The following is a 26,014-nucleotide window of genomic DNA, read 5'->3' as shown; positions in this document are numbered from 1 at the left end:
TTTGCTCTGACTTTCCGGCCTGCTGGCCCGGCAGACAACCTAACGTTGGCTGGGGGCCGCTGCGGGGGCGAGCGTTGCCAGCAGACGCGCCTGCTCGAGGCTTAACTGCCAGCGTGGCAAACGGGTGCGTATCACCGACAACTGCTGTTCACTGAAGGCATAGGGGAGCGCCACTTCAATCTCGGGGCAGTCAAACATGGCGGCCAGCTGCAGGATCAAAATAAGGTTTGCCTCGTCGGTCTTGTGCTTGTTGACCCGTTTGCGGATCTCGTGGCGCAGCTGGGTTTCGGGGTCCTGGGTCATCGCCTGCCAGCCGAAACCAAACAACGGCACCAGCGCGCTGACAATCCCCAGCGCCGTCATCGGCTGCCTGGGGGGATGATAGAGTGCGTTGAGATCCAGCCGAACAGGATTCTGACGAACCTCACCCTCACCAAATAAAATCGTTTTCGTCATTGGATTACCCGTTATATTCCACTAGACTGCGCCGCATATTTTACCCAGATATGCCAACGAGGTGCTGATGCTAAGCGATATCGAGATCTCCCGCCAGTCCCCCCGTCTCTCAATCCACGCGCTGGCCGAACGCCTCGCCATCCCCCAGCACCTGCTCAGCCCTCATGGCCACTACAAAGGCAAGCTCAGCCTCGACCTGCTCACGTCTCAACCCACACAGCGCGGCAAGCTGGTACTGGTGAGCGCTATCACCCCGACCCCGCTCGGTGAAGGGAAAACGGTGACCACCCTTGGCCTCTCCATGGGGCTCAACCATATCGGCCAGCCCAGCATCGCAACCATCCGCCAACCGAGCCTCGGGCCGGTATTCGGGGTCAAGGGAGGGGCCGCTGGTGGCGGCCACGCCCAGGTGGTGCCGATGGAGGAGATGAACCTCCACCTCACCGGCGATTTTCACGCCCTGACGGCGGCCCACAATCTGGCGGCGGCAGCCCTCGATGCCCGCCTGTTCCATGAGCGTAAACTCGGCGACCAGTTCAGCGCCAAAACCGGCCTGCCGCGGCTCGATATCGATGCTGACAACATTCTCTGGCCACGCACCCTCGACATGAATGACCGCGCACTGCGCCACCTCACGATTGGACAGGGGGGCGCTGCCGATGGTGTGGAGCGCAGCGATCGCTTCGTCATCACCGCCGCCTCCGAACTGATGGCCATTCTGGCGCTGGCAAGCGATCTCAAGGAGCTGCGCGCTCGTATTGGCCGCATCCAGCTGGCCCGCGATATCCACGGCAAGCCCATCACCGCCGAACAGTTGGAAGTGGCGGGCGCCATGACGGTGCTGCTCAAAGATGCGCTGCAACCGACCCTGATGCAGACCACCGAGCAGACGCCGGTGCTGGTGCACGCCGGCCCCTTTGCCAACATCGCCCACGGCAACTCCTCGGTGATCGCCGATCGCATCGCCCTTGGCCTGACCGACTATGTGGTGACCGAAGCAGGTTTTGGCTCCGACATGGGGCTGGAGAAGTTCTTCAACATCAAGAGCCGCCAATCCGGTATTACCCCCGCCTGCGTGGTGCTGGTGGCCACGGTGCGCGGCCTCAAGGCCAACAGCGGCCTGCTCGATATCCGCCCGGGCCAGCCGCTGCCAGCCAGCCTGCAAGGGGAAGATCTGCCGACCCTCAAGCAGGGCTGCGCCAACCTCGCCTGGCATATCCGGAACGCCCGCCGCTACGGGGTGCCGGTGGTGGTCGCCATCAACCGCTTCCCCACCGACAGCGAGGCCGAACTGGCGCTGCTGGCCCATGAAGCGCAGCAAGCCGGTGCCTGTGGCGCGGCCATCTCCAACGCCTTCACTCAGGGTGGTGCCGGTGCCAGCGAGCTGGCCCGCGCCGTGGTGGCCGCCTGCGAGCAACCCGGCAAGGTGAAACTGCTCTACCCCGATGAGATGAGCCTCGACGGCAAGCTGGCGACCCTGGTGGAGTGCGGCTACGGCGGCCGCGGAGTGCAGCTCTCCGACAGAGCGCGCCAGCAGCTGGCGCAACTCTCCGCCGAAGGGTGGGATCACTTGCCCATCTGCGTAGCCAAGACGCCGCTCTCCATCAGCCACGACCCAGCCCTCAAAGGGGTACCGACCGATTTCGAGGTGCCCATCGACGAGGTGAAGCTCTGCGCCGGTGCCGGGTTCGTCTATGCGCTGGCGGGCCCCATCATGACCATGCCGGGGCTGGGCAGTCTGCCTGCCTATCGCCATATCGATATCGATGAGAACGGCGAGATAGTCGGCCTGAGCTGAGCCCTTCCACAACGCCAGAAACAACAAGGCCCAGCCAATTGGCGGGGCCTTCTGTTATCCATGCATCAACCCTTAGAGGGTGAAGCGCTGGGTCATATGGTGCAGGGTGTTGGCCAGCTTGCTCAGCTCGACGCAAGCCTGGGCGATCTGATGAGCGCCCTGGGCATTCTCGTCAGCGGCATTGTGAATGTTGACGATGCTGCGGTTGAGCTCTTCGGTCACCGCGTTCTGCTCTTCGGTGGCGGTGGCGATCAGGGTGTTCATGTCGGTGATGCGCACCACGGCACCGTTGATGGTCTCGATACTGGTACCAGCATCCCGTGCCAGACCGACACTCTCCTGCATCTGGTGACGACTCAGCTGCATGGCGTTGCCCGCCTCGGCGGCGCGGCTCTGCAACAGCTCGATCATCTTGCTGATCTCGGCGGTGGAGTCCTGGGTACGCTGGGCCAATGAACGCACTTCATCCGCAACGACCGCAAAACCACGACCCTGCTCACCGGCACGGGCCGCTTCGATGGCGGCGTTAAGGGCCAGCAGATTGGTCTGACCGGCGATATCGCGGATCACATCCAGCACCACGCTGATGTTGGCGCTGTCGGCCTCCAGCTGCTGCACCACTATGCCCGCCTGTTCAATCTTGACCGACACCTCTTCGATGCTGGTAATCGAGCTGCGCACCACTTCGCTGCCAGCAGCGGAGGTGCGGGAGGCATCCTTGGCGGCGCTCATGGCATCCGTGGTGTTGCGGGCTACTTCGTTGACGGTGGACTGCATCTCATTCATGGCAGTCGCCACCTGGGAGACTTCGTTCTGCTGGATGGCCATGCCGCTGGCAGACTGGCTGGAGATGGCGCTCACCTCCTCCACCGCACTGCTGAGTTGGCTCACGGAGCCAGCGATCTCGCTCACCAGATCGGAGAGGGAGCCCTGCATCCGGTTGATGGCGGAACCCAGCTGGCCCAGTTCGTCGCGGTTGAAGCGGCTGTCGCGGATCCACTGCTGCAGTTCGCCCTGACCCAGATCGCCATTGGCAATACGCTGGGCCTGACGGGCCAGCATGATCAGCGGGTCGCGGATCTGGCGAGTCAGTACCACTGAGAGCACCACCACAAGGATCAGACCAATCACCAGCGCGATGGTAACGCTCAGCTTGGCGGAGTCGTAGGAGGCAACCACAACCTTGCGCGACTCGGTCGCATAACCGTGGTTAATGCGAATAAGATCCGCCACCGACTTGTGCAGGTTGTTGTAGAGGGGGATCCCCTGCTCCATGAAGACGCTCTGGGCCTCGCTCATCAGGCCGCTATCCTGCAACTGCTTAACCTGCTGGTGCAGGGCCAGGTAGCTTGCCCAGTCGGACTTTACGATATCGAAAGTGCGACGCTCTTCAACATCCTGCGCCCAGATGGTCTTGTCATGGTCGATCATCTGCTGTTTGAGTCGTTCCACCAACTGCGCGGCCATGGTGCGGTACTCGGCACGCTTCTGGGGATCAGCGGCGACCAGAAACAGACCAAGCTCATAACGACGCAACTCGCTGATGCTGTCGCCAATGTCATTGGTGCGGTTGACGGCAGGCAGGATGCTGTCGGTAAAACCGATAGCCGCCCGGTTCATGTTGCTGAACTCCAGCAACGAGAAGCCGCCGATAAAGGCGACCATCAAACCGAGCACTGCAAAGCCGGCGGTGAGCTTTTTACCTATGGTCATGGAACTGGTATTCATGGGATATCCTGGTGGTCGTTAAATTCGTAGCACTCGTCCGGTTCACGCCCTCCTGGCATGAACTATCTGGCCACTTGTTCAGTGGCGCACCATCCAACCTTGATGAATATCTCTGAATTCCATGAGCGGCAGCGAGAGCCGTGAGGGGGCGCTAGAGTAACCGGATCGTGGCGGTTCGGAAAGAGTCTGTCCGGTTACTTTTTGTAAGGTGAAAGCGAAGTTTTTTTCGTGTTCGATTAAATATATCGCTCAGATGAATAAATCGAAAAAATGCATAACGTTTGCATAGGGCAAGCCACGCGGGCCAAGCAGTGGCAGACCGCCACTCTCATTCGGGACCAATGAAAAACGCCAGCAATGGCAGCTGGCGTCTCGTTTATTCAGCATGGCGGTTACAAAACAACCGCCATCTTATCCGCGCAGGCCACCGAGAAATTCGGCCCGGGTATCGGGCTGGGTCTTGAAGACACCGCCGAGGGAGGTGGTGGTGGTGTAGGAGGTGGAGTCCATCACCCCCCGCGCCTTGACGCAGTAGTGGGTCGCCTTGATGCTGATAGCCACGTCCTTGGTACCTAGCAGGGTCTGAAGCGCCAGCAGGATCTGCTGGGTCAGCCGCTCCTGCACCTGGGGACGACGGGCGAAGAACTGCACGATGCGGTTGATTTTCGACAAGCCAATCACCTTGCCGCGAGGGATATAGGCCACATGGGCCATGCCATCGATGGTGACGAAGTGGTGTTCGCAGGTGCTGGTGAGGCTGATGTCCCGCACCATGATCATCTCGTCCACCTGCATCTTGTTCTCGATCACCGTCACCTTGGGGAAGGTGGAATAATCGAGGCCGGAGAAGATCTCGTTGACGTACATCTTGGCGATGCGGTGCGGTGTCTCGGCCAGACTGTCATCGGCCAAATCCAGCCCCAGTGTCTCCATGATGGAGCGCATATGGCCTTCGATCTTCTCCCGCTTCTGCTGACTGTTCAGCTCGTTGGCAACCAGGGGGGTTTCCAGTCCCTGGGCTTCGAGGGCAGCCCTGACCAGCAAGGCTTCCGAACTTAAGGTTGTCATTGTCTTTTCTCCCACGCTCAGGGACTGTGAGGGCTGCTCAAGGAGCAACACCCTATGTTATGGCGGCGCACAGGGCCGACGGTATCGCTGTAATGGTCACCACACAGGATGTGACGGCCATCTGTTATGGCGGCATAGTAAACGGCCATTGCCGCCAAGATTCAAGTCAACTTGTGCGTCACCTCATACTTTATGGCCATCTACCCCCGTTTTTGCGCCGATTACCCCGAGATTCCCTTGAGATAACCTGCCCATCCCCGGGGATTTTTGTGATAATCCCGCCTTCAATCATAGAAAGAGGTCATGACGATGGGATTTGATACCAGCGGACTACTCCCCTTAAGCGATGCCCTGCAAGGGATGCTGGAACAACTCGCCTGCTGCTGCGACAGCGAGCAGCTGCCCCTGCCACAGGCCCTTGGCCGGGTACTGGCCTGTGATATCGCCTCTCCCCTCGCCGTGCCCCCATTCGACAACTCCGCCATGGATGGTTACGCCGTGCGCCTTGCGGATCTCGCCAGCGGAACCCCGCTCATCATGGCGGGCAAAGCCTTCGCCGGTCAGCCCTATCAGGGCGAATGGCCCGCTGGCCACTGCGTGCGGATCATGACCGGCGCCCCAATCCCCGCAGGCACAGATGCGGTGGTGATGCAGGAAGAAACGCAGGCCGACGGCGATCGGATCACTTTTCTGGCACAACCCGAACCGGGCCAGAATATCCGCCGCGCCGGCAGCGATATAGGCAAGGGCACCTGTGTGCTGCCAGCCGGTACTCGCCTCACCCCAAGAGAGATGCCGCTGCTGGCCTCCCTTGGCGTGGCCACCGTCGCGGTGCGCCGCCCACTGAAAGTGGCTATTTTCAGCACCGGCGATGAGCTCAAACCGGTCGGCACCCCGCTCGCTCACGGCGATATCTATGACTCCAACCGCTACGGCGTGCGGGCCATGCTGGCACGCATGGGCTGCGACTGTCTCGACCTTGGCATCATCCCGGACGATCCCGCCCAACTGCGCGCCGCCTTTATCCGTGCCGATAAAGAGGCCGACGTGCTCATCACCACTGGCGGCGTCTCGGTGGGGGAAGCGGACTTCACCAAACAGCTGCTGGACGAGCTCGGCGAGATTGGCTTCTGGAAGCTCGCCATCAAGCCGGGCAAACCGTTTGCCTTTGGTCGCCTGCCCCACGCCTGGTTCTTCGGCCTGCCGGGCAACCCGGTCTCCGCCATGGTCACCTTCGATCAGCTGGTGCAACCGGCGCTGGCCAAGCTCGCAGGTCAGCACTTCGAGCGGCCACTTCAGTTGCAGGCCATTGCGACCGAGCCGCTCAAAAAGAGCCCGGGCCGACTCGACTTCCAGCGCGGCATCCTGAGCCAGGGGCCAAATGGCCTCGAGGTGCGCAGTACCGGCTCGCAGGACTCCGCCGTGTTCAGCTCCCTGTCGCGGGCCAACTGCTACATCGTCCTTGAGCGCGAGCGGGGCCGCGTCGCCGCGGGCGAGACGGTGACCGTCGAGCCATTCGGGGGATTGCTGCTGTGAGCGAGATCCTCAGCGACGCCGAGCTGCTGCGCTACAACCGCCAGATCATCCTCAAATCCTTCGACTTCGAGGGACAGGAGGCGCTCAAGCAGGCCAGGGTGCTGGTGATCGGCGCCGGTGGCCTTGGCTGCGCCGCCAGCCAGTATCTGGCGGTTGCCGGGGTCGGCCAGCTCACCCTGGTCGATTTCGACAAGGTGGAGCTCTCCAACCTGCAGCGTCAGGTGCTGCACAACGATGAGCGCATCGGTCACTACAAAGTAGACTCTGCCGCCCAGTCGCTGCGCGCGCTCAATCCCTGGCTCAAGGTGGAGACCCACGCTGCCGTGGCCGATGAAGCGCTGCTCGATACCCTGCTGCCACGGCATCAGCTGGTCTTGGATTGCACCGACAATCTGGCCATTCGCAACCTGCTGAATCAAAAGGCACGCCAGCACAGGGTGCCGCTGGTCAGCGGCGCCGCCATCCGGCTGGAGGGACAGCTGTGCAGCTTCACCTGGCAGGAAGATGAGCCCTGCTACGCCTGCCTCAGCGCCCTGTTTGGCGAGCAGGCCCTCACCTGCGTCGAGGCAGGTGTGCTCGCCCCCGTGGTGGGATTGGTGGGTAGCCTGCAAGCGCTGGAAGCTATCAAGCTCTTGGCAGGCATGGGCAAAAGCTACAGCGGCCGCCTGCTGATGATCGACGGCCTGAGCAGCACCTTCCGCGAGATGAAGCTGCCCAAGCGCCCCGACTGCCCGGTCTGCTCCCATCCATAAAGCAAACGGGATCAAAAAAGCCGAACCCTGTGGTTCGGCTTTTTGGTACCTGCACCTAACAACCCCTTCCTCAATGGGTCGTGAGGATCCGTTGCAACAGGTGATTAAAGCCCGAGGGGTCTTCCGCAGGCCAGGCGTGGTGGCCGTTGGGGGTGTGGATGGTGGCGTTGGGCAAGGCGGCAAACTGCTCTACCCGTTTGGCCAGCGGCAGGTAGTCGTGACTGGTGGAGATGATGGCCACCGGCTGCCAGATGGCGCCGAGCCGGGCGCGTACCGACCAGCCGGGTAACGCCTCCAGCAGCGCCTTGTAGGTTTTCTTTTTATTGCGCACGAAACGCAGCCGGAAGGTGTGGCGCACCTGTGCCAGATCCGGGCCCGGGAAGAGCTCGCGTCCCAGCCACCAGGCGAGGGGGCGCATACCGAACCAGCGCAGCCACTTGAGGCGCTGGGCGTAACGCTCCTGCTCTTTGGGGCTCTCCAGCAGAAACTCGCTAAAACCGTTGACCAGCACCAGCCCCTGCACCTTGTGGGGCAGTTGCAGCGCCAGCTCCAGCGCTACCATGGCCCCCAGCGACAATCCCACGACCCAGGCGGGTTCTGGCTGTGCATCGAGCCAGTTCACCACATCGGCTGCCAGGGTCGCCACATCGAACGGCCCCTCCTGCATGCTCTGGCCGTGGCCGCGCAAGTCCAGCGCCACCACCCGGTAGTGTTCGGAAAACCGTTCGATCTGCGCCTGCCAGTCGAGGCTGGAGGAGCCCAGCCCATGCAGCAGCAACAGCAAGGGGCCCTCCCCCGCGCTGCGCAGGGAAAGACCGTTGAATTTCATCACCTGATTGCGGCGCATCAGTGTATTGCCTCTCGACTTATCACCTGAACCATCTCTTGTTGTTATGTCACCCGTGGTTATCCTGCCACGTTATCAGCACGGCGCCCAATCAGCCTTCGCTGACCAGACTCACCGCCTTGATATAAGCGTAGATCTGCTGCTCCGGCGCCAGCGCCAGCCGCCTGGCGGAGCGGCTGGTGATCCGGGCCAGCAGTATCTGCTCACCCAGCGCCAACTGCAACAGGGTCTGGCCGGGGCGCACCTCGCGCACCGCCAGCAGACGGGTGACGAGACAGTTGGAGAGACTGGAGTGCTCGATAGGTGCTGTAGCAATCACCACATCGCGCCCCGCCACCTTGATCTGCAATGGGCCGCTCTCATCCGGCACATGGGTCATGGTAACCCGCAGCTGCTGCTCGCCGAGTTGCAGGGTCGCCATCTGCTCGTCATCATCGTAGTGAGAGAGGGTCGCATCCAGCATCACCCCGGCATCGTCGCGAGTGGCGAGCGAGAGATCGGTGCGGGCGAAGATTTCGCTCGGCCTGCCTTGTGCCTCGACCCTGCCACTTTCCAGCAGCACCAGCTGATCGCAGAGCAGGCTCACCTCCTCCATGGCGTGACTGACGAAGATCATCTGGATGCCGCTCTCCTGCTGCAACCCCTTGAGCACATGGGCCTGATGGATGCGGCTGCGCCGATCCAGCGCCGAGAAAGGCTCATCGAGCAGCAGCAGATCAGGCTCGGCCAGCAGCGCCCGCCCCAATGCCACCCGCTGGCGTTGACCGCCAGAGAGGGCATGGGCAGGCTGCCCCAGCAGATCGGCAAAACCGAGCCGAGCCGCCAGCGCTTCGGGCTGCCAGCGCCCTCGCCCCTTGCGGGCCGCCAGTTGCAGATTGCCAAGCACCGTCAGATGGGGGAAGAGCCGCGAGTCCTGAAACACCAGTCCGATCCGGCGCGCTTCGGGCAGCAGTTGAGCATATTCCCGATCGCGCCACCGCAAGCGATCCCCGCTTCGGCGATCGAGTCCGGCGATGATGCGCAGCAGTGTGCTCTTGCCGCAGCCGGAGGGGCCAAACAGACCGAGGATCCCCCCCAGTTCGAGGGTCAGTGCGCAGTCGAGGGTAAAAGGGCCAAACTCGCGCCAGGCATGGAGGTTCAGGACATGGCGGTGCGGCACGTTCACTGACGGCATAGTGGCGGGCTGGTTCAACCAAACACTCTCCGCTGTCTACGCTGCAACACCCCGTAGACCAGCACCAGCATTACCAGCGAGAAGGCCATCAGGCCGCCCGCCAGAATATGGGCGTTCTGGTAGTCCATCGCCTCCACATGATCAAACAGGGCGATGGAGAGCACCTGGGTTTCGCCGGGGATATTGCCGCCAATCATCAACACCACGCCAAACTCCCCCAGGGTATGGGCAAAGCCCAGCGCCGCCGCCATCACAAAGCTCGGCAGGGTCATCGGCAAGATGATGTGGAAGAAGCGTTCCAGCGGGCCGAGCCCCAAAGTAGCGGCGGCCTCCAATTCCTTGTTGCCCATGTTGACGAAGGCGGAGGTGAGCGGCTGCACTACGAACGGCAGCGAATAGAGGATGGAGGCAAACAGCAGGCCGAGAAAGCTGAAGGCGAGCGGGGCACCAAAGGTGTCGCGCCACCAGGCGCCGAAGCCATATTCGGGGGAGAAGGCGAGCAGCAGATAAAAACCCAGCACTGTGGGGGGCAGCACCAGCGGCAGCGCCACCAGCGCCTCCACCAGCGGCCGCAGCCGATTCTGACTGCGCGACAACCACCAGGCCAGCGGCGGAGCCAGCAACAGCAAAATCGCTGTGGTACTGGCCGCAAGCTTCAGGGTGAGCCAGACCGCCAGCAGATCCCCTTCACTCATTGCCGACCTCCCGGTTGATAAATGCCTCCAACGGCATGGTCTCCATCCTCATTGCAAAGAGTGGCCGACCCGAAGGCCGACCACTCAAGGTATCGCATCAGGCCCATCCCCTTATTGGGGCAAGGCATAACCAGCTGCCTTGATCTGTGCCTGACCCGGCCCCTTGAGCCAGGCCACCAGAGCCTCGACCGCGGCGCCTTTTTTCAATACCAGCCCCTGCTGCTCGATGGGGGGATAGAAACTCGCAGGCACCGCCCAGGCTTCGCCAGTCTTGCCCGCTTCCACCAGATTGGCCCAGGCGACAAAGCCCAGCTCGGCATTGCCGGTGTCGACAAATTGCCAAGTCTGGCCGATGTTGGCGCCGGTCAGCAACCGGTACTGCTTGGGATCGATTTTGAGATGGGTGAGGGTCGCCATGGCGGCAGCACCATAGGGGGCGGTACGGGCATTGGCGATGGCGAGGTTGCCTTTCCATCTGCGCAGGGTCGCCTCGTCAGGGGCCGGCCCCCCCTTCTTCCACAGCCCCAGCTGGCCGATGGCGTAGGTGAAGCGATCGCTCCCCTTGCCCTCTTTTTCCAGCTTCTCGGGGGTCGCCGCATCGGCGGAGAGGAAGAGATCGAACGGTGCGCCGTGACTGATCTGGGTGTAGAGCACTCCGGTGGCGGCAGACGAGATGGCCAGGGTGTGGCCGGTCTTGGCGGTGAACTCCTTGCCGATACGCTCGATGGTTCCCTTGAAGTTGGCCGCCACGGCCACTTTCACTTCATCGGCCTGCACGACACCGGTATGCAAGGTGGCGGCGCAGACTCCTACGATGACAACAGATAACAGCGGTTTCATTCCCTTTCTCCTGATGGGGCCCGCACATCCGCGCCCCTTGGCGGGGCCGTGGTTCCCGTTGAACCTGCGCCCCTCGTGATGAACAGGTCAGGCTTGCCAGCGGGCGGCGGCGGCGTTGTCGCTCTCCTTGGCCTCGACCCAGCGTTGCACACCCTCGGCAGTCAGCTCTTTTTTCCAGAACGGCGCCCGGGTTTTCAAGAAATCCATGATGAAGTGACAGGCGTCAAAGGCGGCGTCGCGGTGGGCACTGCTCACCGCCACCAGCACGATCTGATCGCCAAGCCACAACTCGCCGATACGATGAATGAGGGTACACTCCTGCAGCGGCCAGCGGCGGCGGGCCTCCTGCACGATATCGGCCAGCGCCTTCTCGGTCATGCCGGGGTAGTGCTCGAGGGCAAGCCCCTTCACCTCCTCCCCCTGATTGAAGTCGCGCACCTTGCCAACAAAAGTGACGATGGCGCCACTGTCGGCGCGGGTGGCGAGGCGGGCATATTCGTCCGCCAGCGAGAAATCCTCACGCTGCACCAGAATGCGGTCTGTAATGGCTACGTCGTTCATGGCTCAGCCTCCGGTCGTTACTGGAGAGAAAGTGAAGAAGGCCACTTCGTCACCACCGCACAGCTCAGTGGTGCGATCCACGGTCATTATCTCGCTCATCCTTAACCTCCGGTCACCGGCGGGAAGAAGGCCACCTCATCGCCATCGTTGATGGGGGTATCGAGGGGCACCAGGGTCTGATTGACCGCGACCAAGAGCTTGCCTGCTTCCAGCGCCAACGCCCACTTGTCGCCGCGTTCACAGAGCGCCGCACGCAGTTGTTCGGCGGTGGCATAGTCGCAGGGCAGGCTCAGCTCATCGCAGGCCACCAGCTCTCTTACTTGCGCAAAAAACAGTACCTTGATCATGCTTGCTCCCCGCTATTTGACCCCAGCTGAAAATGGCCGGACTTGCCGCCCTTTTTCTCTACCAGCCGCACCTGTTCGATCACCATGTCCTTTTGCACCGCCTTGCACATGTCGTAGATGGTCAGCGCCGCTACCGACGCGGCGGTCAGCGCTTCCATCTCGACACCAGTCTTGCCGGAGAGCTTGCAGAGGGTGCGGATATGCACCTTTTGCTGCTCGGGCAGCGGCACTATCTCCACCTCGACTTTGGTCAAGGCCAGCGGATGGCAGAGTGGGATAAGATCGGAGGTCTTCTTGGCGGCCATGATGCCAGCGATGCGGGCGGAGGCGAACACGTCACCCTTGTGGTGCTGGCCGCTCAGGATCAGCGCCAGCGTCTCGGGGGCCATGGCAACAAACGCCTCGGCACGGGCTTCGCGCTCGGTCACCTGCTTGTCGGTCACATCCACCATATGGGCTTCGCCGCTCTGGTTCAGATGCGTCAGGTTGGGCTGGGTCTGCTTGGGATCGATCTGGTTCATCGCTTGCTCTCAGAGGTGGGAGACAAAGTTGCACGGCTTGGTGCGGGCATCGAGCTGATCGCGGATCAGTTGCTCCCAGCCCAGCTGGCAGGCGCCGGTGGAGCCCGGCAGACAGCAGATCAGGGTGCGATTGGCGAGTCCCGCCAGCGCACGGCTCTGCATGGCGGAGCCTTTAATCTCGGCAAAAGAGAGTTGACGGAACATCTCGCCAAAACCCTGTACGGTGCGCTCGAACAGCACACCGACCGCTTCCGGCACCCGGTTCTGTTCGTTGAAGCCGGTACCGCCGTTAATCAGTACCACCTGCACCCCCTCATCGGCAATCCACTCGCTCACCCGCGCCCGGATGCGAAACAGGTTGTCCGGGCAGAGCGCCCGATCGGCCAGCTGATGGCCCGCGTCGGTAAGGGCCGAGACCAGATAGTCACCCGAGCTGTCATCGGCGGCGGTGCGGCTGTCGGAGACCGTCAGCACGGCGATCTTGAGGGGAATAAATGCGTTGTGTTTCTGTCCCATCGGGCAGCTCCTTGTGGCTATGGGCCGTCAACGAGGCAGGAAGAGAAGGGGTATGAGAGGCCAGCTGTCAGGGCGCAAAAACGGACGCAGACAGGGGTGACCAACTTGCTCAAGCGTGTGACGGCGGGCTGATTCTATCAAAGGTTTCACGAGATATGGGATTTAAAAGACACACAAATCTGATGCTTGTCCCATATATGAACAAAACGCAGGCCGGGCAAACCCGGCCTGTCGTCGCAGGATCAGAACCCTTTCACCCCGGTCATGTCGGGCAGCTGGTGAGCGATCCCCTTGTGACAGTCGATACAGGTACTTTCACCACTGGCCAGATTGGTAGAGTGCATCTTGGCGGCACGCTGCCCCTGCAGGGAGAAGTCCATGTACTCGAAGTTGTGGCAGTTGCGGCACTCGCGCGAATCGGTCTCTTTCATTCGTTGCCACTCCCGCTCCGCCATCTCGCGCCGGTGCGACTCGAACTTCTCACGGGTATCCACCTTGCCGGTGATCATGCCCCACAGCTCCTTGGAAGCCTGCACCTTGCGGATGATCTTGTAGGTCCACTCATGCGGTACATGGCAATCCGGGCAGCTGGCCCGCACGCCGGAGCGGTTGGCGTAGTGGATGGTGTCGCGGTACTCCTCGAACACGTTGTCCTTCATCTCGTGACAGCTGGTGCAGAAGGCCTCGGTGTTGGATGCTTCCATGGCGGTGTTGAAGCCACCCCAGAAAATCACGCCACCGAAGAAGCCCATCAGCAGGATGACCCAGAGAGCCGCCTTCGATGGTGACTTGAAGGTGGTCCACAGACGCTGGATAAAGCCGGGTAATTTCATCTATGGATTCCTCAGTTCAGCGCTTCAACCGGTTTAAAGGTATTTTCCACCAGCGGCTTGGCATCCGCTTGCGGCACATGGCACTGCAGGCAGAAGTAGCGACGCGGCGACACTTCACCCAGGGTCAGGCCGTCGCGGGTCTCGAAGTGAGTCGGACTGATCTTGGGGGCCTTCATGGCACTGGCATTCTTGAAGCTGTGGCAAGCCAGGCACTTGTTGACCTTGGTGTCCACCTCATAGTTGCGAATGTCGTGGGGGATCAGCGGCGGCTGATGCATGTACTGGCGATCGTAGGGCGCGCCATCCTTGCGGAAGTTTTTTAGGGGCGCGGCGGTGGCATCGGTCACCAGATCGGTGGCGCCCCGCTCGGACTTGAGGCCACCGGTACTGTTGGTGATCTCGGGGGCCGCTGCCATCAAGGATCCCGCCATCAGGCAGGCCAGCATTGCTCCAATCAGCTTTTTCATTATTTGTTCTCCGACGTTTTTTCTGCCTTGACGGCAAAACCTACAGTGATTTCAAAAACTTGTTCCGCGCAGACATCGATGCAGCGGCCACAGTTGGTACACTCCTGAGCCGCAATCAAGGGCCCGTGACCGCGCTTGGCACCATGAACAGGCCCGCGCAGGATGGGACGTTCCGGGCAGACCGCATAACAATCCATGCAGTTGTTGCACCGCTCGCGCCCCTTGGCAGAAATCTTGATAAATCCGACCCGGTTGACCAAGGCATAGAAGGCCCCCACCGGACAGAGATGACCGCACCAGCCCCGCTCAACTACGAAGAGATCGAACAGGAACAGCGCTGCAAGCAGGGCCCAGCCCGCCCCCATGCCAAACAGCAGACCGCGCATGGCCAGTGACACCGGATTGACCAGCTCCCACGCCATCACCCCGGCCACCGCTGGCACCACCAGCACCATGGCCAGCAGCCAGTAGCGGGTCGCACGGCTGAACTGGCCATTTCCCTTGAGGCCAAGACGCCCCCGGAGCCAGGCCGCCGCATCCGTGATGAGGTTGACCGGACAGACCCAGGAGCAGAACACTCGCCCCCCCACCAGCCAGTAACCGGCCAACACAATGGCAGCACCCAGCCAGAGGGTGGTGAGGGGCCAGTGGCCCGCCGCCAGCGACTGCAACAGCGTGAGGGGATCGGTCAGCGGCACCGTCTCCAGCAACAGCGAGCTGGAGAGGTTGCCCTTGAGGATCCAGATGCCCGCCAGCGGCCCCAGCAAAAACAGCCCGAGCACACTGAACTGACTCAGCCGACGCAACAGCAGGAAGCGGTGGGAACGCCACCACCCCAGCTTGATGCGAGCCTCTTCCCCCGGATAACGACTCATAACCCCTCCGGTTTGCGGGTGGGCAGGGTGAGCCTGTCGCCGATGAGCGACTTGTTCCCCGCCTTGGCCTTCTCTTCCCAGCCGAGCCGGTAGTGATGACCCAGCTCACCTTTGGCAAGCTGGCGTGGCACCACCTTGATGGCGGCCTCCTCCAGCACGCAGGCATGCTCGCACTTGCCACAGCCGGTACAGACATCGCTGTGTACCGTGGGCAGGAACATGGCGTGTTTACCGGTACGCTGGTTATGCTGCAGCTCAAGAGTGATCGCCTTGTCAATCAGCGGGCAGACCCGATAACAGACATCGCAGCGCAGCCCCAGATAGTTGAGGCAGGTCTCGTGATCGATGAGCACTGCCACCCCCATCCGGGCCTGATCGATGTCGGTCATCTGCTGATCCAGCGCCCCGCTCGGGCAGGCCACCACGCAAGGGATGTCATCACACATCTCGCAGGGCACGGCACGCGCCTTGAAATAGGGGGTACCAGTGGTCACAGGGTCAAACAGCCGGGCGAGCTTGAGGGTGTCGTAGGGGCAGGCCTCAACGCAGAGCCCGCAACGCACGCAGGCGCTGAGGAACTCTGTTTCATCGAGAGCGGCGGGCGGACGCAGCGCTTGGGCAGGCACAGCTTGTGCCTGCTGGCGGGCCACGCCACCGAGCCCCACGCCAAGCAGGCCCACACCGCAGGCCCCCTTGGCCATGTCGGCCAGAAACTGGCGACGACTACGACTCATCTCGCGCTCCCCCGCCTTAAGCCTTCATCACCTTGACGGCGCACTTCTTGTAATCGGTCTCTTTCGAGAGCGGATCGGTGGCGTCCAGGGTCAGCTTGTTGACCAACTGGCTCGCATCAAAGAAGGGCATGAAGACCAGTCCTTTCGGCGGACGGTTGCGACCACGGGTCTCGACACGGGTCTTCACCTCGCCACGGCGGGAGGAGACAATCACCTCTTCACCACGGCGCACGCCGCGAGCCTTGGCATCGTCCGGGTGCATGAAGAGCACCGCATCCGGGAAGGCGCGATAGAGTTCGGGCACCCGACGGGTCATGGTGCCGGTGTGCCAGTGCTCCAGCACGCGACCGGTGGAGAGCCACAGATCGTACTCTTTATCGGGCGACTCGGCGGCGGGCTCGAACGGCAGGGCGAAGATGACCGCCTTGCCATCGGGCTTGCCATAAAAACGCACCCCCTCGCCCGCTTTCACATAGGGGTCGAACCCTTCGCGATAGCGCCACAGGGTCTCTTTGCCATCTACTACCGGCCAGCGCAGACCGCGCGCTTCGTGGTACTGATCGAACGGCGCCAGATCGTGGCCGTGACCGCGACCGAAGGTGGCGTACTCCTCGAACAAGCCCTTCTGGACGTAGAAACCGAAGTGCTCGGCTTCGTCGTTCAGCAGCCCTTTGCTCTGCTCTTTCGGGAACTGGTTGACCTGACCGTTGGCATAGAGCACGTCGAACAGGGTTTTGCCCTTCACTTCCGGCATCTTGGCAATCAGCTCAGCTGGCCACACCTCTTCCACCTTGAAGCGCTTGGAGAACTCCATCAGCTGCCACAAGTCGGACTTGGCCCCTTCCGGCGCTTTCACCTGCTGGTGCCAGAACTGGGTGCGGCGCTCGGCGTTGCCGTAGGCCCCCTCTTTCTCCACCCACATGGCGGTGGGCAGAATGAGGTCAGCGGCCTGGGCAGTGACGGTCGGGTAAGGGTCAGAGACCACGATGAAGTTGCGCGGATCGCGATAGCCAGGCAGGCGATCGGTATTCATGTTGGGGCCAGCCTGCATGTTGTTGTTGCACATCACCCAGTAGGCGTTGAGCTTGCCATCTTTGAGCATGCGATCCTGCAGCACGGCGTGGAAACCCACCTTGTCGGGAATGGTCCCCTCTGGCAGTTTCCAGATCTGCTCGGCAATGGCGCGGTGCTTGGGCTCGGTCACCACCATGTCGGCAGGCAGACGGTGGGCAAAGGTACCCACTTCACGCGCGGTGCCACAGGCAGAGGGCTGGCCGGTCAGTGAGAAAGGACCATTGCCCGGCTCGGAGATTTTGCCGGTCAGCAGGTGGATGTTGTAGCAGAGGTTGTTGGCCCAGACGCCACGGGTATGCTGGTTGAAGCCCATGGTCCAGTAAGAGACCACCTTCTTGTTCGGGTCGGCATAGAGCTTGGCCAGCTTTTCCAGCTTCTCTTTGGAGACGCCGGAGAGCTTGGAGACCGACTCCACATCGTAATCCGCCACGAACTTGGCAAACTCCTCGAAGGTCATCGGCGTGGCATCGCCACTGTCCGGGTTCTTAGCTTTCTGCTGCAGCGGATCGGTCGGGCGCAGGCCGTAACCGATGTCGGTGGCCCCCTTCTTGAACACTGTGTGCTTGTTGACGAAGTCCCAGTTCACCTTGTCATTCTGGATGATGTAGTTGGCAACATAGTTGAGGATCGCCAGATCGGTCTGCGGGGTGAACACCATGCCATTGTCCGCCAGCTCGAAGCTGCGGTGCTCGAAGGTCGAGAGCACGTGCACCTGCACATCCGGGTTGGAGAGACGGCGATCAGACATCCGCGACCAGAGGATGGGGTGCATCTCGGCCATGTTAGAGCCCCACAGCACGAACGCATCGGCCTGCTCGATATCGTCGTAACAGCCCATCGGCTCATCCATACCGAAGGTACGCATGAAGCCAACGACCGCAGAGGCCATGCAGTGACGGGCATTGGGGTCAATGTTGTTGGAGCGGAAACCGGCCTTCATCAGCTTGGCGGCAGCATAGCCTTCCCAGACGGTCCACTGGCCGGAGCCGAACATGCCGACGGCGGTCGGCCCCTTCTCTTTCAGGGTCGCCTTGAACTTCTCGGCCATGATGTCGAACGCCTGATCCCAGCTGATGGGGGCGAAGTCGCCATCCTTGTCGAACTGGCCGTTCTTCATCCGCAGCATCGGCTGGGTCAGGCGATCCTGGCCGTACATGATCTTGGAGAGGAAGTAGCCCTTGATGCAGTTGAGGCCACGGTTGACCGGCGCATCGGGGTCGCCCTGAGTCGCCACGACCCGACCATCCTGAGAGCCCACCAGCACGGAGCAGCCGGTACCGCAGAAGCGGCAGGGAGCCTTATCCCAATGGATGGCAGTCTTGTCGGTACTGGTGATGAGATTGGCTGCCAGCGTGGGGGCACTGACACCGGCCACGGCAGCGGCAGCTGCCACCGCGTTGGCCTTCATAAAGTCGCGTCGACTCAGCTTCATGGCATATCCTCACATTGCTTATCGCGTAATAGTTGTCGAATCTGTCGAACGGGAGCCAGCCATCAGCGGCAGAGGGCACGCCCGGCATCCCATCACTCTTTTCAGTGACCGCCCAGTTCATCGAACTGGTGGTAAATCAGGGCGGCAGAGAGCACACCCGGCATCGCCTGTATCGCATCAATGGCCGCCATGATCGGCCGCTGGCTCGGACCTTCCAGGGTCACGACCAGCTTGCCCTCGTCACTGACGGCGTGGATCTCGGCCCCTTCAAGGGCGCCAATCTGCTCGGCGAGCTGATGGCGCAAGGGGGGCTGGGTCAGCACCACCAGACTCGATACATGGAACTCCTGATCCATTGTGGCTTCTGTGTCACACGGCTTCTGACTCATTCTGACTCCTGCTTGAGGGTGGACTGGCTCGTAACACCGGATGGGGCGGCTCGCCCATCGACCTTGATGCTGCCAACCGGACAATCCTGCACGCAGGCGCCGCAGCCATTACAGCGATCCGGCTCGACCGTCGGGGTGGGCACACGCCCCAGCACCGGAATAAAGCGAATGGCATTGGGCTCGCAGCTGTCCTGACAGCGCTGGCAAAACACCTGACCATTGGCCAGACAGTTGGCCTCGATATGGGCCTTGTAGTGCCAGGGGGACTCGCTGGTCGGGCGAAACAGCGGCACCTTGCAGACCGTGACGCACTCGGTGCAGAAGGTGCATTCGCCACGCTGGAAATCGACCACCGGAAAACCGCCCTCGCCATTCACCAGGATCTGCTCCGGACAGGCGGCCAGACAGTCCCCGCAGCGGGTACAGTCGGCGACAAATGCCGACCAGTTGACTGACCAGGGCAACTGCACCGGCGGTTCGGCGGTTCTCAGCCGCCCCCGGAACAGGCCGCGGCGGGCAAGATCGATCTCATCCGGCATGTTGACTCCTGTTCTGGTGAAAAAGGGGACAGTGCGAGTCCATGATTGGCATTCTTGATACCAATTATAAGAGTGGGTGTATATTGCGGCCCTGACAAGGTAAGGGATATACCACCAGGGAGATAAACAGGGGGGATTCTTGCGCCAGATCAAAGCCTTGCAGCGCAATAAAAATGGAGGTATCGGTTAAAATACCTCCATGTGAGGATTGCTATTTAATCGTTGGCGATTTTTTGCGGTTATCCGCCGATCGAGGCGAGATGAGGGGTGATACCGGCATTGCCCTCATGGAGACGATGGGTAGCACTCTTGCCCGCCAGTGCCGCGCGAATGCGCTGTTGCAGCTCATCAGATTGCCCATCTGCGCCGAGCAGATCCCGCAAGTCGATGCCGTTGTCGCCAAACAGGCACAGATGCAGCTTCCCCAGCGAGGAGACCCGCAGCCGGTTGCAACCGGCACAGAAATCCTTGCTGTAGGGCATGATAAGCCCCACCCCACCTTGCGAATCGGGGTGCATAAAGACCTGCGCCGGACCGTCATCCGTGCCCCGCAACTGCTGCACCCAACCGCTCTCCAGCAAGCGCTGTTTGATCTGTTCGCCGCTGACATGGTGGTCACGAAACAGGGTATCCATCTCGCCGGTCTGCATCAGCTCGATAAAGCGCAGCTCGATGGGCTTGTACCTGATCCAGCCCAGAAAGGCATCAAGCTGGTAGTCGTTGAGCCCCTTGAGCAGCACAGCATTGATCTTCACCGATTTGAAACCGGCGGCCAGTGCTGCTTCGATCCCCTCCATCACTTCGGCCAGTTTGTTCTCACCGGTGATCTGGTGAAACTGGCGCGGGTCGAGACTGTCGACACTGACATTCAGCGCGTTGAGTCCGGCATCAAACCACTCCTGAGCCCGCTCCTTGAGGCGATAGCCGTTGGTGGTCATGGCGACCTTCTCGATGCCCGGGGTGGTGGCAATCACCTTGACGATCTCGGTGAAATCGCGGCGCAGGGAGGGCTCGCCCCCCGTGATGCGCACCTTGCGAGTACCCATGGCGGCAAAACCGCTGACCACGCGGCGGATCTCGTCAATCGAGAGAAAGGGTTGACGCCCCGCTTTGTGACCTTCGGGGGGACGATAACCGTCAGGCAGGCAATAGGTGCAACGGAAATTGCACACATCGGTCACTGACAGACGCAAATAGTAAAAACGACGGGAAAAACCATCTTCAAGTGGCAACATAAACACCTTTCCAAATACGGGAGGCCAGGGCATTTCTTTCCTGACCCTTACAGCTCGAACGTCGGCTGACGGCTGGTTTTCCCCTATCGCTAGGACTTAGGCAAAACCGCTCGGAGTTCATCTAGTTTTTCGATGCTAACACAAGTTGGAGTACACTCCCACGCATCTTGCGGGGTCCTTATCACTATTCAGAGGTGCGCATCAGTATGGGAAAACGGTTCAGGGTCCATTCGGTCAGCAGTGCCATTGGCCGCGCCATGGTGTTGATCCTCTTCATGGCCAGCCTGATCGCGCTGGTCGCCATGGTCACCCTCTTCTACTCGGTACCCGATGCCAAGGCGATCAACCTCTCCGGTTCGCTGCGGATGCAGGCCTACCGGATGGCCTACGAAATCGAGCGGGGCGACAGCGTGCTGGGGCGCCTCTCCCAGTTTGAAGAGACCCTGCACGCCGAAGAGCTGCAGGAGACCCAGCGCTGGATCACTCCTGCCTCCCTGCGTCGCACCTATGGCGAGGTGCTCGGCCAGTGGCAGGTGATGCGCCAGCACATCGAGGATCGTACCCCCAGACGGTACACCGATAACACCGAGCAGTTTGTGGCGGCCATCGACAATTTCGTCAATCAGATGCAGTACCACGTGGAATTCAAGGTGCGGATGCTGGCGCTTGCGGAGGGGCTCGGCCTGCTGGCCATCATCACCATCGCCTGGTTCACGGTGCGCTTCACCCGTCAGCAGGTGGTCGCCCCCCTCAACCAGCTGGTCTACTGTGCCCGCCAGATCCAGCGGCAGGATTTCGATCTTAAGCTGCCCGCCCACGGCGAAAACGAACTGGGGGAGCTATCGCGCGCCTTCGTCACCATGGCCGATGAGCTGGGCAAACTCTATCGGGAGCTGGAAAACAAGGTGGAAGAGAAAACCGCCAAGCTGCAACAGGCCAACGACACGCTCTCGTTTCTCTACTCGACCGCCCAGAAGCTGCACGCCGCCCCGCTCAGTACCCGTACCCTCATCAAACTGCTGGACCGCGCCGCCGCCCACCAGCATATCGACCATATCCGGCTGACCCGCTTCGAGCACAATGCCATGCCGGTCTATATCTCGGGGCGCACCGGCTGGCCCGGCGATCTCGATGCGGTGGCCAGCTTTTATCTGCAGATGGATGAGCAGGAGTTCGGCCGCCTCGACATCATCAGCCAACACCCCATCGATGAGCGGTTGATTAAAAACTTCACCATGCTGCTGGCTCAGGTGCTGCACAAAGACCAGACCCTGCTGCAGCAGCAGCGACTGCTGCTGATGGAGGAGCGGGCGGTGATCGCCCGCGAGCTGCACGACTCGCTGGCGCAGGCCCTCTCCTATCTCAAGATCCAGTCCACCCTGCTCAAGCGCTCTTACGCCAAGGGGCAACATGACAAGGCGCAGGAGGCGATGCAGCAGATCGACGAGGGGCTTAGCAATGCCTATACCCAGTTGCGCGAACTGCTCGGTACCTTCCGTCTCACCATTGGCGATGCCAATCTGGGGGAAGCGATCCGCGTCATGCTTGATCAACTGCAGCCTCAGACCCAGGCCGAAATCCGGTTCCATTACGGACTGGCCGACAACGACTTGGAGGCGGGCCAGCATATCCACATTTTGCAGTTGATCCGTGAGGCAGTGCTCAATGCCATCAAACATGCCAACGCGCAAGTGATTGATGTTAGCTGTGAGACCCTCGCCAGTGGTAACATTGAGGTTCAGATTTCAGATGACGGTGTCGGGATCGGACTCGCCAGCTCGGCGATCAACCATTACGGGTTGAGCATCATGAACGAGCGCGCCAGCAAACTGCACGGTCTGCTGACCATCAACGAGCAGCAACCACAAGGCACCTGCGTGCATCTGACCTTTCCCACCAGTCTAACGAGAGACGCCTGATGGACGAGATGAAATACACAGTTCTGGTCGTAGATGACCATCCCCTCATGCGCAAAGGGATTGTGCAGCTGCTGGCTCTGGAAGAGAACATGGAGGTGACCGGTGAAGCCTCCAACGGCACAGATGCCGTGGCGCTGGCCAAAGAGTCAGAGCCGGATCTGATCCTGCTCGATCTCAACATGAAGGGGCTCTCCGGCCTCGATACCCTCAAGGCGCTGCGCGCCGAGGAGATCACCTCCCGGGTAGTGATCCTCACCGTCTCCGATGCCCGTCAGGATGTGGTGGCTTTGCTCAAGGCCGGTGCCGACGGCTACCTGCTCAAGGATACCGAGCCTGATCTGCTGCTGGCCCAGCTGGCCGACGTGATGACCGGCAAGCAGATCCTGAGCGAACCGCTGCGCCCCTATCTCGAAAACATCTACGAGCTGGATCACCTGCAGCAGAAGCTGGAAAGCTTAACGCGTCGCGAAATGCAAATCCTGCGCGAAATTGCAAAAGGCCTCTCCAACAAACAGGTCGCCTCGGTACTCCATATCTCCGAGGGAACGGTCAAGGTTCACGTGAAGAGCCTGCTGAAGAAACTCGAGGCGCAAAGCCGCGTGGAAGCGGCTGTCATGTATCTGGAGCAGCGCAACTAAGCGCCCTCAACCGCCCGAAAAGCCACCCTCCGGTGGCTTTTTTCATTCTCTGGCACAGTCGCTGCATTGTCATATTCAGCAACTACTCAATGGAGGATGGAACATGAAACTACAACCTTTGGCACTGTTCCCCTTGCCTTCCCACATACTGCCGGGCGGCAAGCTTCCTCTGCGTCTGTTCGAGCCACGCCACCTGCAGATGCTCAAGGAGTCATTCATCAACGATCAGGGCTTTGGCATCGTGATGGAAGAGTCGACCACCTCGGGACAATCCGGCCGCATTCTGCCGGTGGGCACCCGGGTCAAGGTGACTGACTTCTACAGCCTTAATGATGGCCTGCTGGGAGTGACGGTGCTGGGACTGGAGCGCTTCTGCATCCACGAGATGGAAACAGACGAGATGGGCCTGCGCCGGGCCAAGGTGGAGATGCTGCCCAACTGGCCGAGCACCCACTCAGATTTCAACGACAAGCTGCTGGTCAATCGCCTGCGGGAAGTGTTCGAGCAGTATCCGGAGCTTGATGAGCTCTATCCGGACAAGCGCTTTGAAGATGCCGCCTGGCTCTGCCAGCGCTGGCTCGAGATATTGCCGATGCCGATTTATGAAAAGCAGATGCTGATTGCCAAACAAAACAGCGAAGCGGCCCGTAAATTTCTGCATCGCCTGATTTCACAATGACAAAAACAGCGTTGCAAAATGCAATTATTCCAACAATGAAAATGTGAAATTCGCATTTTGCGAGTAAGTAGGAACGCAAAACGCCATAACAAGAGAGAGCCGCTGCGCTAAACGGCCAAAATTGAACACAAAAGAGTCCTGAAAAAGTTGGCACAGATTTTTCATATAGATTGATACAACCCGATTTATCCCGTGCTCTCTTCAGTATTTGCTGAAGAACTGGTCAACCCACAAAGTTGACCATTTTTTTTATCCGCGCGTCGGCAACCGCTGACCAAAGTGACGCTGCAAACACTCTCTCAACCGTGACAAGGTGATAGGCTTGGCGAGAAAGTCATCCATCCCCTGCGCCAGACAGCACGCCTTGTCCTCCGCCATCGCATTGGCCGTCAGGGCGACGATAGGCATGGTGCATCCCAACTCACGCAAGCGTCGGGTCGCTTCCAGTCCATCCATCAGGGGCATCCGCATATCCATCAGGATCAGATCCGGGAGCTGCTCATCCACCTGCGCCAGCGCTTCCAGACCATTGGCAGCCAGCCGAACCTTGCCCACCAGTTTTTGCAGCATCAGCGACACCACCAGCTGATTCACCGGGCTGTCCTCCACCACCAGCACATCCAGTGGCAACAGTGCCGAAGCCCCCTCCTCCCGCTGCGGCTGGCTATGGCAGGGTAGCGCCATGCCGGGCAGTTCGAACCAGAAACAGCTTCCCTTGCCCGGCTCGCTCTTCAGGTGGATCTCTCCCCCCATAAGCGTCACCAGACGCTTGCTGATGGCAAGACCGAGGCCGGTACCGGAAAAACGCCGGGTGGCCGAGTTGTCGACCTGGGAGAAGGGTTCAAACAGCAGCGCCTGATCCGCATCAGAGATCCCGATCCCGGTGTCAGAGACCGAGATCAGCAGCTTCTCATCCTGCCAACCCAGATGGAGAGTGACCTCTCCCTGTTCGGTAAATTTGAGGGCGTTGTCCAGCAGATTGCCCATCACCTGGGTAAGACGCACCGGATCTCCCTGCAGCTCGGCAGGGACAGCTTCATCTACCCCATAGCTCAGTGTTATGCCCTTGCCGTCGGCACGGTTCTGCAACGGTTCGATCACGGATTGACACAACTGGATCGGTTGCAAGGTCTCGCAATGGAACACCAGGGTCTGGGACTCGATTTTAGAGAAATCGAGCACATCGTCGATGATGGTCTGCAGCAATCTGGCAGAGTGGGTGGCATGACGTAGCAACTGCTTCTGCTCGGGTGCCAGCTCGGCGTGTAGCACCAGGTCGAGCATCCCCAGCACCGCATTCATGGGGGAGCGGATCTCGTGGGTCATCATGGCAAGAAACTGGGATTTGGCACGGTTGGCCGCCTCCGCATCGTCCCGTGCCCGCGCCAGCTCCTCTTCACGATGGATCTGGTGGCTGATATCGCGTGCGGTACCGCGATATCCCGTAAAAGCCCCCCCATGATCAAAACAGGGTTCGGCACTCACCTCCATCCAGCGGGGGCCGTCGAGCATCGCAACCTGCATGCGTACAGCCCGAACCGGTTTACGCTGCTCCAATAGGTCGAGATATGCCTGTGACTCGGTACTCTGCTTGTTGCAGACATAGTCATAGAGGGTCGGCCGGGTTGCCAGCGGGGTCATCTCGTCAAGGTAACCGGGCTCGGAAGCATAGCTGAGCCGGTGTTCGGCATCGGTCTCCCAGAACCAGTCGGAGGCCATGGCGGCAAAACTGCGAAAACGGCGTTCACTGGCCTGCAGGGCCTGAGTTTTTAAATCGACCTGCTCCTGCAAGCGGGCCCGATAGGCAATGTTGACCAGCGCTTGTGAAATCAACGGACGGCAGCGCTGCATGGCCGCCTTGCTGGTCAGATCGAAGGAGCCGGCCAGCGAGTGCCGACAGAGGATAACGGCGGTAAAGCCGGGGGCCTGCAGCCCGGTCAGCATCAGGCTGGCCCAGCCCGGCTCGCTCGCCAGCGGTGCCAGCTCAGGCAACTGGAACGGGTCATAGATCACCAACGTCTCTCCGGCAATGGCACGAGCAAAGGCCGGGGTCATCAACCAGCTGCGACCGCACTGTTCCGGCTCGGTACTGAGGTGGGTGATGCCCTGTTCCCCACTCCAGGCCACCACATCCGCATGTTCAAATCCAATAAAGGGCTTGAGCACTTGAATGAGGCTCTCCAGCACCTGCTCCAGCGTTTTGGCATCAGCCAGTGTAGCCACCCCTTTCAGCAGGGTATGGGATTCATGACGATACTTGGCCTCGCGCTCACGACAGCGCATAAGATCGACCAGGGTCGCCTGCAGTTTGTCGCCAAGGGCTTCCAATTCACTGTTGCCAATCATCTTGTATCCTGCTCT

The 26,014-nt window shown here is 60.7% G+C and carries 26 protein-coding genes and 1 riboswitch; of the genes, 6 read left to right on the top strand and 20 right to left on the bottom strand.

What is annotated here, in order from left to right; genetic code table 11:
• Positions 1 to 39: 39 nt before the first annotated feature.
• A complete protein-coding gene (locus G5533_RS05905; protein WP_421205845.1) occupies positions 40 to 456 on the bottom strand; it encodes a hypothetical protein in 417 nt (138 codons plus the stop codon).
• Positions 457 to 523: 67 nt separating this feature from the next.
• On the opposite strand from G5533_RS05905, the gene G5533_RS05900 reads away from it, so the two are divergent.
• Positions 524 to 2,254 (top strand): formate--tetrahydrofolate ligase, encoded by a 1,731-nt coding sequence (locus G5533_RS05900; protein WP_421205846.1) that lies wholly within the window; start codon positions 524 to 526, stop codon positions 2,252 to 2,254.
• 72 nt (positions 2,255 to 2,326) lie between these two features.
• On the opposite strand, the gene G5533_RS05895 is transcribed toward G5533_RS05900, so the two are convergent.
• On the bottom strand, positions 2,327 to 3,982 hold the full coding sequence (locus tag G5533_RS05895; protein ID WP_421205847.1) for a methyl-accepting chemotaxis protein: 1,656 nt from the start codon (positions 3,980 to 3,982) through the stop codon (positions 2,327 to 2,329).
• Positions 3,983 to 4,393: 411 nt separating this feature from the next.
• Entirely contained in the window at positions 4,394 to 5,050 is a 657-nt protein-coding gene (gene folE / locus G5533_RS05890; RefSeq protein ID WP_441254599.1) for a GTP cyclohydrolase I FolE, read from the bottom strand.
• Positions 5,051 to 5,359: 309 nt separating this feature from the next.
• On the opposite strand from folE, the gene moeA reads away from it, so the two are divergent.
• Positions 5,360 to 6,586, top strand: coding sequence for a molybdopterin molybdotransferase MoeA (gene moeA, locus G5533_RS05885; protein ID WP_441254598.1), 1,227 nt, complete (start codon positions 5,360 to 5,362; stop codon positions 6,584 to 6,586).
• A complete protein-coding gene (gene moeB, locus G5533_RS05880; protein WP_421255010.1) occupies positions 6,583 to 7,338 on the top strand; it encodes a molybdopterin-synthase adenylyltransferase MoeB in 756 nt (251 codons plus the stop codon). Before moeA ends, moeB begins: the two co-directional genes overlap by 4 nt.
• Before the next feature lie 70 nt (positions 7,339 to 7,408).
• On the opposite strand, the gene G5533_RS05875 is transcribed toward moeB, so the two are convergent.
• The 16 genes from G5533_RS05875 to moaA all read right to left on the bottom strand — a co-directional run bounded on the left by G5533_RS05875 (position 7,409) and on the right by moaA (position 20,417).
• The gene (locus tag G5533_RS05875; protein ID WP_270905112.1) at positions 7,409 to 8,185 is read right to left on the bottom strand and encodes an alpha/beta fold hydrolase; all 777 of its coding nucleotides are present in this window, start codon (positions 8,183 to 8,185) and stop codon (positions 7,409 to 7,411) included.
• A 91-nt stretch (positions 8,186 to 8,276) separates the two neighbouring features.
• Positions 8,277 to 9,359 carry a molybdenum ABC transporter ATP-binding protein gene (gene modC, locus G5533_RS05870; RefSeq protein WP_421255045.1) on the bottom strand — a complete coding sequence of 361 codons (1,083 nt, stop codon included), beginning with the start codon at positions 9,357 to 9,359 and terminating at the stop codon, positions 8,277 to 8,279.
• Between the two features lie 14 nt (positions 9,360 to 9,373).
• Positions 9,374 to 10,054: a molybdate ABC transporter permease subunit gene (modB, locus tag G5533_RS05865; protein WP_005353447.1), complete on the bottom strand. Its 681-nt coding sequence runs from the start codon at positions 10,052 to 10,054 to the stop codon at positions 9,374 to 9,376.
• Positions 10,055 to 10,165: 111 nt separating this feature from the next.
• Positions 10,166 to 10,894, bottom strand: a complete 729-nt coding sequence (gene modA, locus G5533_RS05860) for a molybdate ABC transporter substrate-binding protein (RefSeq protein WP_441254597.1) — start codon at positions 10,892 to 10,894, stop codon at positions 10,166 to 10,168.
• 87 nt (positions 10,895 to 10,981) lie between these two features.
• On the bottom strand, positions 10,982 to 11,455 hold the full coding sequence (gene moaE, locus G5533_RS05855; protein WP_201995903.1) for a molybdopterin synthase catalytic subunit MoaE: 474 nt from the start codon (positions 11,453 to 11,455) through the stop codon (positions 10,982 to 10,984).
• Between the two features lie 101 nt (positions 11,456 to 11,556).
• On the bottom strand, positions 11,557 to 11,802 hold the full coding sequence (moaD, locus tag G5533_RS05850; RefSeq protein ID WP_005353453.1) for a molybdopterin synthase sulfur carrier subunit: 246 nt from the start codon (positions 11,800 to 11,802) through the stop codon (positions 11,557 to 11,559).
• Positions 11,799 to 12,323: a cyclic pyranopterin monophosphate synthase MoaC gene (gene moaC, locus G5533_RS05845; RefSeq protein ID WP_227340983.1), complete on the bottom strand. Its 525-nt coding sequence runs from the start codon at positions 12,321 to 12,323 to the stop codon at positions 11,799 to 11,801. The genes moaD and moaC overlap by 4 nt, the downstream gene beginning before the upstream one ends.
• A gap of 9 nt (positions 12,324 to 12,332) precedes the next feature.
• On the bottom strand, positions 12,333 to 12,839 hold the full coding sequence (gene moaB / locus G5533_RS05840; RefSeq protein WP_005344126.1) for a molybdenum cofactor biosynthesis protein B: 507 nt from the start codon (positions 12,837 to 12,839) through the stop codon (positions 12,333 to 12,335).
• 242 nt (positions 12,840 to 13,081) lie between these two features.
• Entirely contained in the window at positions 13,082 to 13,672 is a 591-nt protein-coding gene (locus G5533_RS05835) for a cytochrome c3 family protein (RefSeq protein ID WP_005353459.1), read from the bottom strand.
• A gap of 11 nt (positions 13,673 to 13,683) precedes the next feature.
• Positions 13,684 to 14,139 (bottom strand): nitrate reductase cytochrome c-type subunit, encoded by a 456-nt coding sequence (locus G5533_RS05830; RefSeq protein WP_005334452.1) that lies wholly within the window; start codon positions 14,137 to 14,139, stop codon positions 13,684 to 13,686.
• Entirely contained in the window at positions 14,139 to 15,014 is an 876-nt protein-coding gene (napH, locus tag G5533_RS05825; protein ID WP_227340984.1) for a quinol dehydrogenase ferredoxin subunit NapH, read from the bottom strand. The genes G5533_RS05830 and napH overlap by 1 nt, the downstream gene beginning before the upstream one ends.
• The gene (gene napG, locus G5533_RS05820; RefSeq protein WP_058059905.1) at positions 15,011 to 15,748 is read right to left on the bottom strand and encodes a ferredoxin-type protein NapG; all 738 of its coding nucleotides are present in this window, start codon (positions 15,746 to 15,748) and stop codon (positions 15,011 to 15,013) included. Before napG ends, napH begins: the two co-directional genes overlap by 4 nt.
• 16 nt (positions 15,749 to 15,764) lie before the next feature.
• On the bottom strand, positions 15,765 to 18,254 hold the full coding sequence (gene napA / locus G5533_RS05815) for a nitrate reductase catalytic subunit NapA (RefSeq protein WP_441254596.1): 2,490 nt from the start codon (positions 18,252 to 18,254) through the stop codon (positions 15,765 to 15,767).
• A gap of 101 nt (positions 18,255 to 18,355) precedes the next feature.
• On the bottom strand, positions 18,356 to 18,610 hold the full coding sequence (locus G5533_RS05810; RefSeq protein WP_031227438.1) for a chaperone NapD: 255 nt from the start codon (positions 18,608 to 18,610) through the stop codon (positions 18,356 to 18,358).
• 29 nt (positions 18,611 to 18,639) lie between these two features.
• Complete coding sequence (gene napF / locus G5533_RS05805) at positions 18,640 to 19,182, bottom strand: ferredoxin-type protein NapF (RefSeq protein ID WP_139410607.1); 543 nt, start codon at positions 19,180 to 19,182, stop codon at positions 18,640 to 18,642.
• Positions 19,183 to 19,421: 239 nt separating this feature from the next.
• Entirely contained in the window at positions 19,422 to 20,417 is a 996-nt protein-coding gene (moaA, locus tag G5533_RS05800) for a GTP 3',8-cyclase MoaA (RefSeq protein WP_040065406.1), read from the bottom strand.
• Positions 20,405 to 20,545, bottom strand: a riboswitch (molybdenum cofactor riboswitch). (Overlaps the previous gene by 13 nt.)
• Before the next feature lie 78 nt (positions 20,546 to 20,623).
• Between moaA and narQ the strand changes: the two genes are divergently transcribed.
• From narQ to G5533_RS05785, 3 genes are all read left to right on the top strand, one after another.
• Positions 20,624 to 22,336 carry a nitrate/nitrite two-component system sensor histidine kinase NarQ gene (gene narQ, locus G5533_RS05795; RefSeq protein ID WP_201937096.1) on the top strand — a complete coding sequence of 571 codons (1,713 nt, stop codon included), beginning with the start codon at positions 20,624 to 20,626 and terminating at the stop codon, positions 22,334 to 22,336.
• Positions 22,336 to 22,974, top strand: a complete 639-nt coding sequence (narL, locus tag G5533_RS05790; protein ID WP_005334471.1) for a two-component system response regulator NarL — start codon at positions 22,336 to 22,338, stop codon at positions 22,972 to 22,974. Before narQ ends, narL begins: the two co-directional genes overlap by 1 nt.
• Before the next feature lie 103 nt (positions 22,975 to 23,077).
• The gene (locus G5533_RS05785) at positions 23,078 to 23,653 is read left to right on the top strand and encodes an LON peptidase substrate-binding domain-containing protein (RefSeq protein ID WP_201937094.1); all 576 of its coding nucleotides are present in this window, start codon (positions 23,078 to 23,080) and stop codon (positions 23,651 to 23,653) included.
• A 249-nt stretch (positions 23,654 to 23,902) separates the two neighbouring features.
• Here the strand turns inward: G5533_RS05785 and G5533_RS05780 are convergent, their stop codons facing one another.
• Entirely contained in the window at positions 23,903 to 25,999 is a 2,097-nt protein-coding gene (locus G5533_RS05780) for an ATP-binding protein (RefSeq protein ID WP_421255013.1), read from the bottom strand.
• Positions 26,000 to 26,014: the final 15 nt, after the last annotated feature.

The organism is Aeromonas sp. A600620, assembly GCF_029479985.1.
GTDB classification, from domain to species: Bacteria; Pseudomonadota; Gammaproteobacteria; order Enterobacterales; family Aeromonadaceae; genus Aeromonas; species Aeromonas veronii_A.
This window is presented reverse-complemented; position numbering and strand designations above follow the sequence as displayed.

What these genes read in the sequence shown, in the direction of transcription:
- G5533_RS05905 (WP_421205845.1), bottom strand. Translation starts at nt 456, where the DNA reads ATGACGAAAACGATTTTATTTGGTGAGGGTGAGGTTCGTCAGAATCCT.
- G5533_RS05900 (WP_421205846.1), top strand. Translation starts at nt 524, where the DNA reads ATGCTAAGCGATATCGAGATCTCCCGCCAGTCCCCCCGTCTCTCAATC.
- G5533_RS05895 (WP_421205847.1), bottom strand. Translation starts at nt 3,982, where the DNA reads ATGAATACCAGTTCCATGACCATAGGTAAAAAGCTCACCGCCGGCTTT.
- folE (WP_441254599.1), bottom strand. Translation starts at nt 5,050, where the DNA reads ATGACAACCTTAAGTTCGGAAGCCTTGCTGGTCAGGGCTGCCCTCGAA.
- moeA (WP_441254598.1), top strand. Translation starts at nt 5,360, where the DNA reads ATGGGATTTGATACCAGCGGACTACTCCCCTTAAGCGATGCCCTGCAA.
- G5533_RS05875 (WP_270905112.1), bottom strand. Translation starts at nt 8,185, where the DNA reads ATGCGCCGCAATCAGGTGATGAAATTCAACGGTCTTTCCCTGCGCAGC.
- modC (WP_421255045.1), bottom strand. Translation starts at nt 9,359, where the DNA reads ATGCCGTCAGTGAACGTGCCGCACCGCCATGTCCTGAACCTCCATGCC.
- modB (WP_005353447.1), bottom strand. Translation starts at nt 10,054, where the DNA reads ATGAGTGAAGGGGATCTGCTGGCGGTCTGGCTCACCCTGAAGCTTGCG.
- modA (WP_441254597.1), bottom strand. Translation starts at nt 10,894, where the DNA reads ATGAAACCGCTGTTATCTGTTGTCATCGTAGGAGTCTGCGCCGCCACC.
- moaE (WP_201995903.1), bottom strand. Translation starts at nt 11,455, where the DNA reads ATGAACGACGTAGCCATTACAGACCGCATTCTGGTGCAGCGTGAGGAT.
- moaD (WP_005353453.1), bottom strand. Translation starts at nt 11,802, where the DNA reads ATGATCAAGGTACTGTTTTTTGCGCAAGTAAGAGAGCTGGTGGCCTGC.
- moaC (WP_227340983.1), bottom strand. Translation starts at nt 12,323, where the DNA reads ATGAACCAGATCGATCCCAAGCAGACCCAGCCCAACCTGACGCATCTG.
- moaB (WP_005344126.1), bottom strand. Translation starts at nt 12,839, where the DNA reads ATGGGACAGAAACACAACGCATTTATTCCCCTCAAGATCGCCGTGCTG.
- G5533_RS05835 (WP_005353459.1), bottom strand. Translation starts at nt 13,672, where the DNA reads ATGAAATTACCCGGCTTTATCCAGCGTCTGTGGACCACCTTCAAGTCA.
- G5533_RS05830 (WP_005334452.1), bottom strand. Translation starts at nt 14,139, where the DNA reads ATGAAAAAGCTGATTGGAGCAATGCTGGCCTGCCTGATGGCGGGATCC.
- napH (WP_227340984.1), bottom strand. Translation starts at nt 15,014, where the DNA reads ATGAGTCGTTATCCGGGGGAAGAGGCTCGCATCAAGCTGGGGTGGTGG.
- napG (WP_058059905.1), bottom strand. Translation starts at nt 15,748, where the DNA reads ATGAGTCGTAGTCGTCGCCAGTTTCTGGCCGACATGGCCAAGGGGGCC.
- napA (WP_441254596.1), bottom strand. Translation starts at nt 18,254, where the DNA reads ATGAAGCTGAGTCGACGCGACTTTATGAAGGCCAACGCGGTGGCAGCT.
- G5533_RS05810 (WP_031227438.1), bottom strand. Translation starts at nt 18,610, where the DNA reads ATGGATCAGGAGTTCCATGTATCGAGTCTGGTGGTGCTGACCCAGCCC.
- napF (WP_139410607.1), bottom strand. Translation starts at nt 19,182, where the DNA reads ATGCCGGATGAGATCGATCTTGCCCGCCGCGGCCTGTTCCGGGGGCGG.
- moaA (WP_040065406.1), bottom strand. Translation starts at nt 20,417, where the DNA reads ATGTTGCCACTTGAAGATGGTTTTTCCCGTCGTTTTTACTATTTGCGT.
- narQ (WP_201937096.1), top strand. Translation starts at nt 20,624, where the DNA reads ATGGGAAAACGGTTCAGGGTCCATTCGGTCAGCAGTGCCATTGGCCGC.
- narL (WP_005334471.1), top strand. Translation starts at nt 22,336, where the DNA reads ATGGACGAGATGAAATACACAGTTCTGGTCGTAGATGACCATCCCCTC.
- G5533_RS05785 (WP_201937094.1), top strand. Translation starts at nt 23,078, where the DNA reads ATGAAACTACAACCTTTGGCACTGTTCCCCTTGCCTTCCCACATACTG.
- G5533_RS05780 (WP_421255013.1), bottom strand. Translation starts at nt 25,999, where the DNA reads ATGATTGGCAACAGTGAATTGGAAGCCCTTGGCGACAAACTGCAGGCG.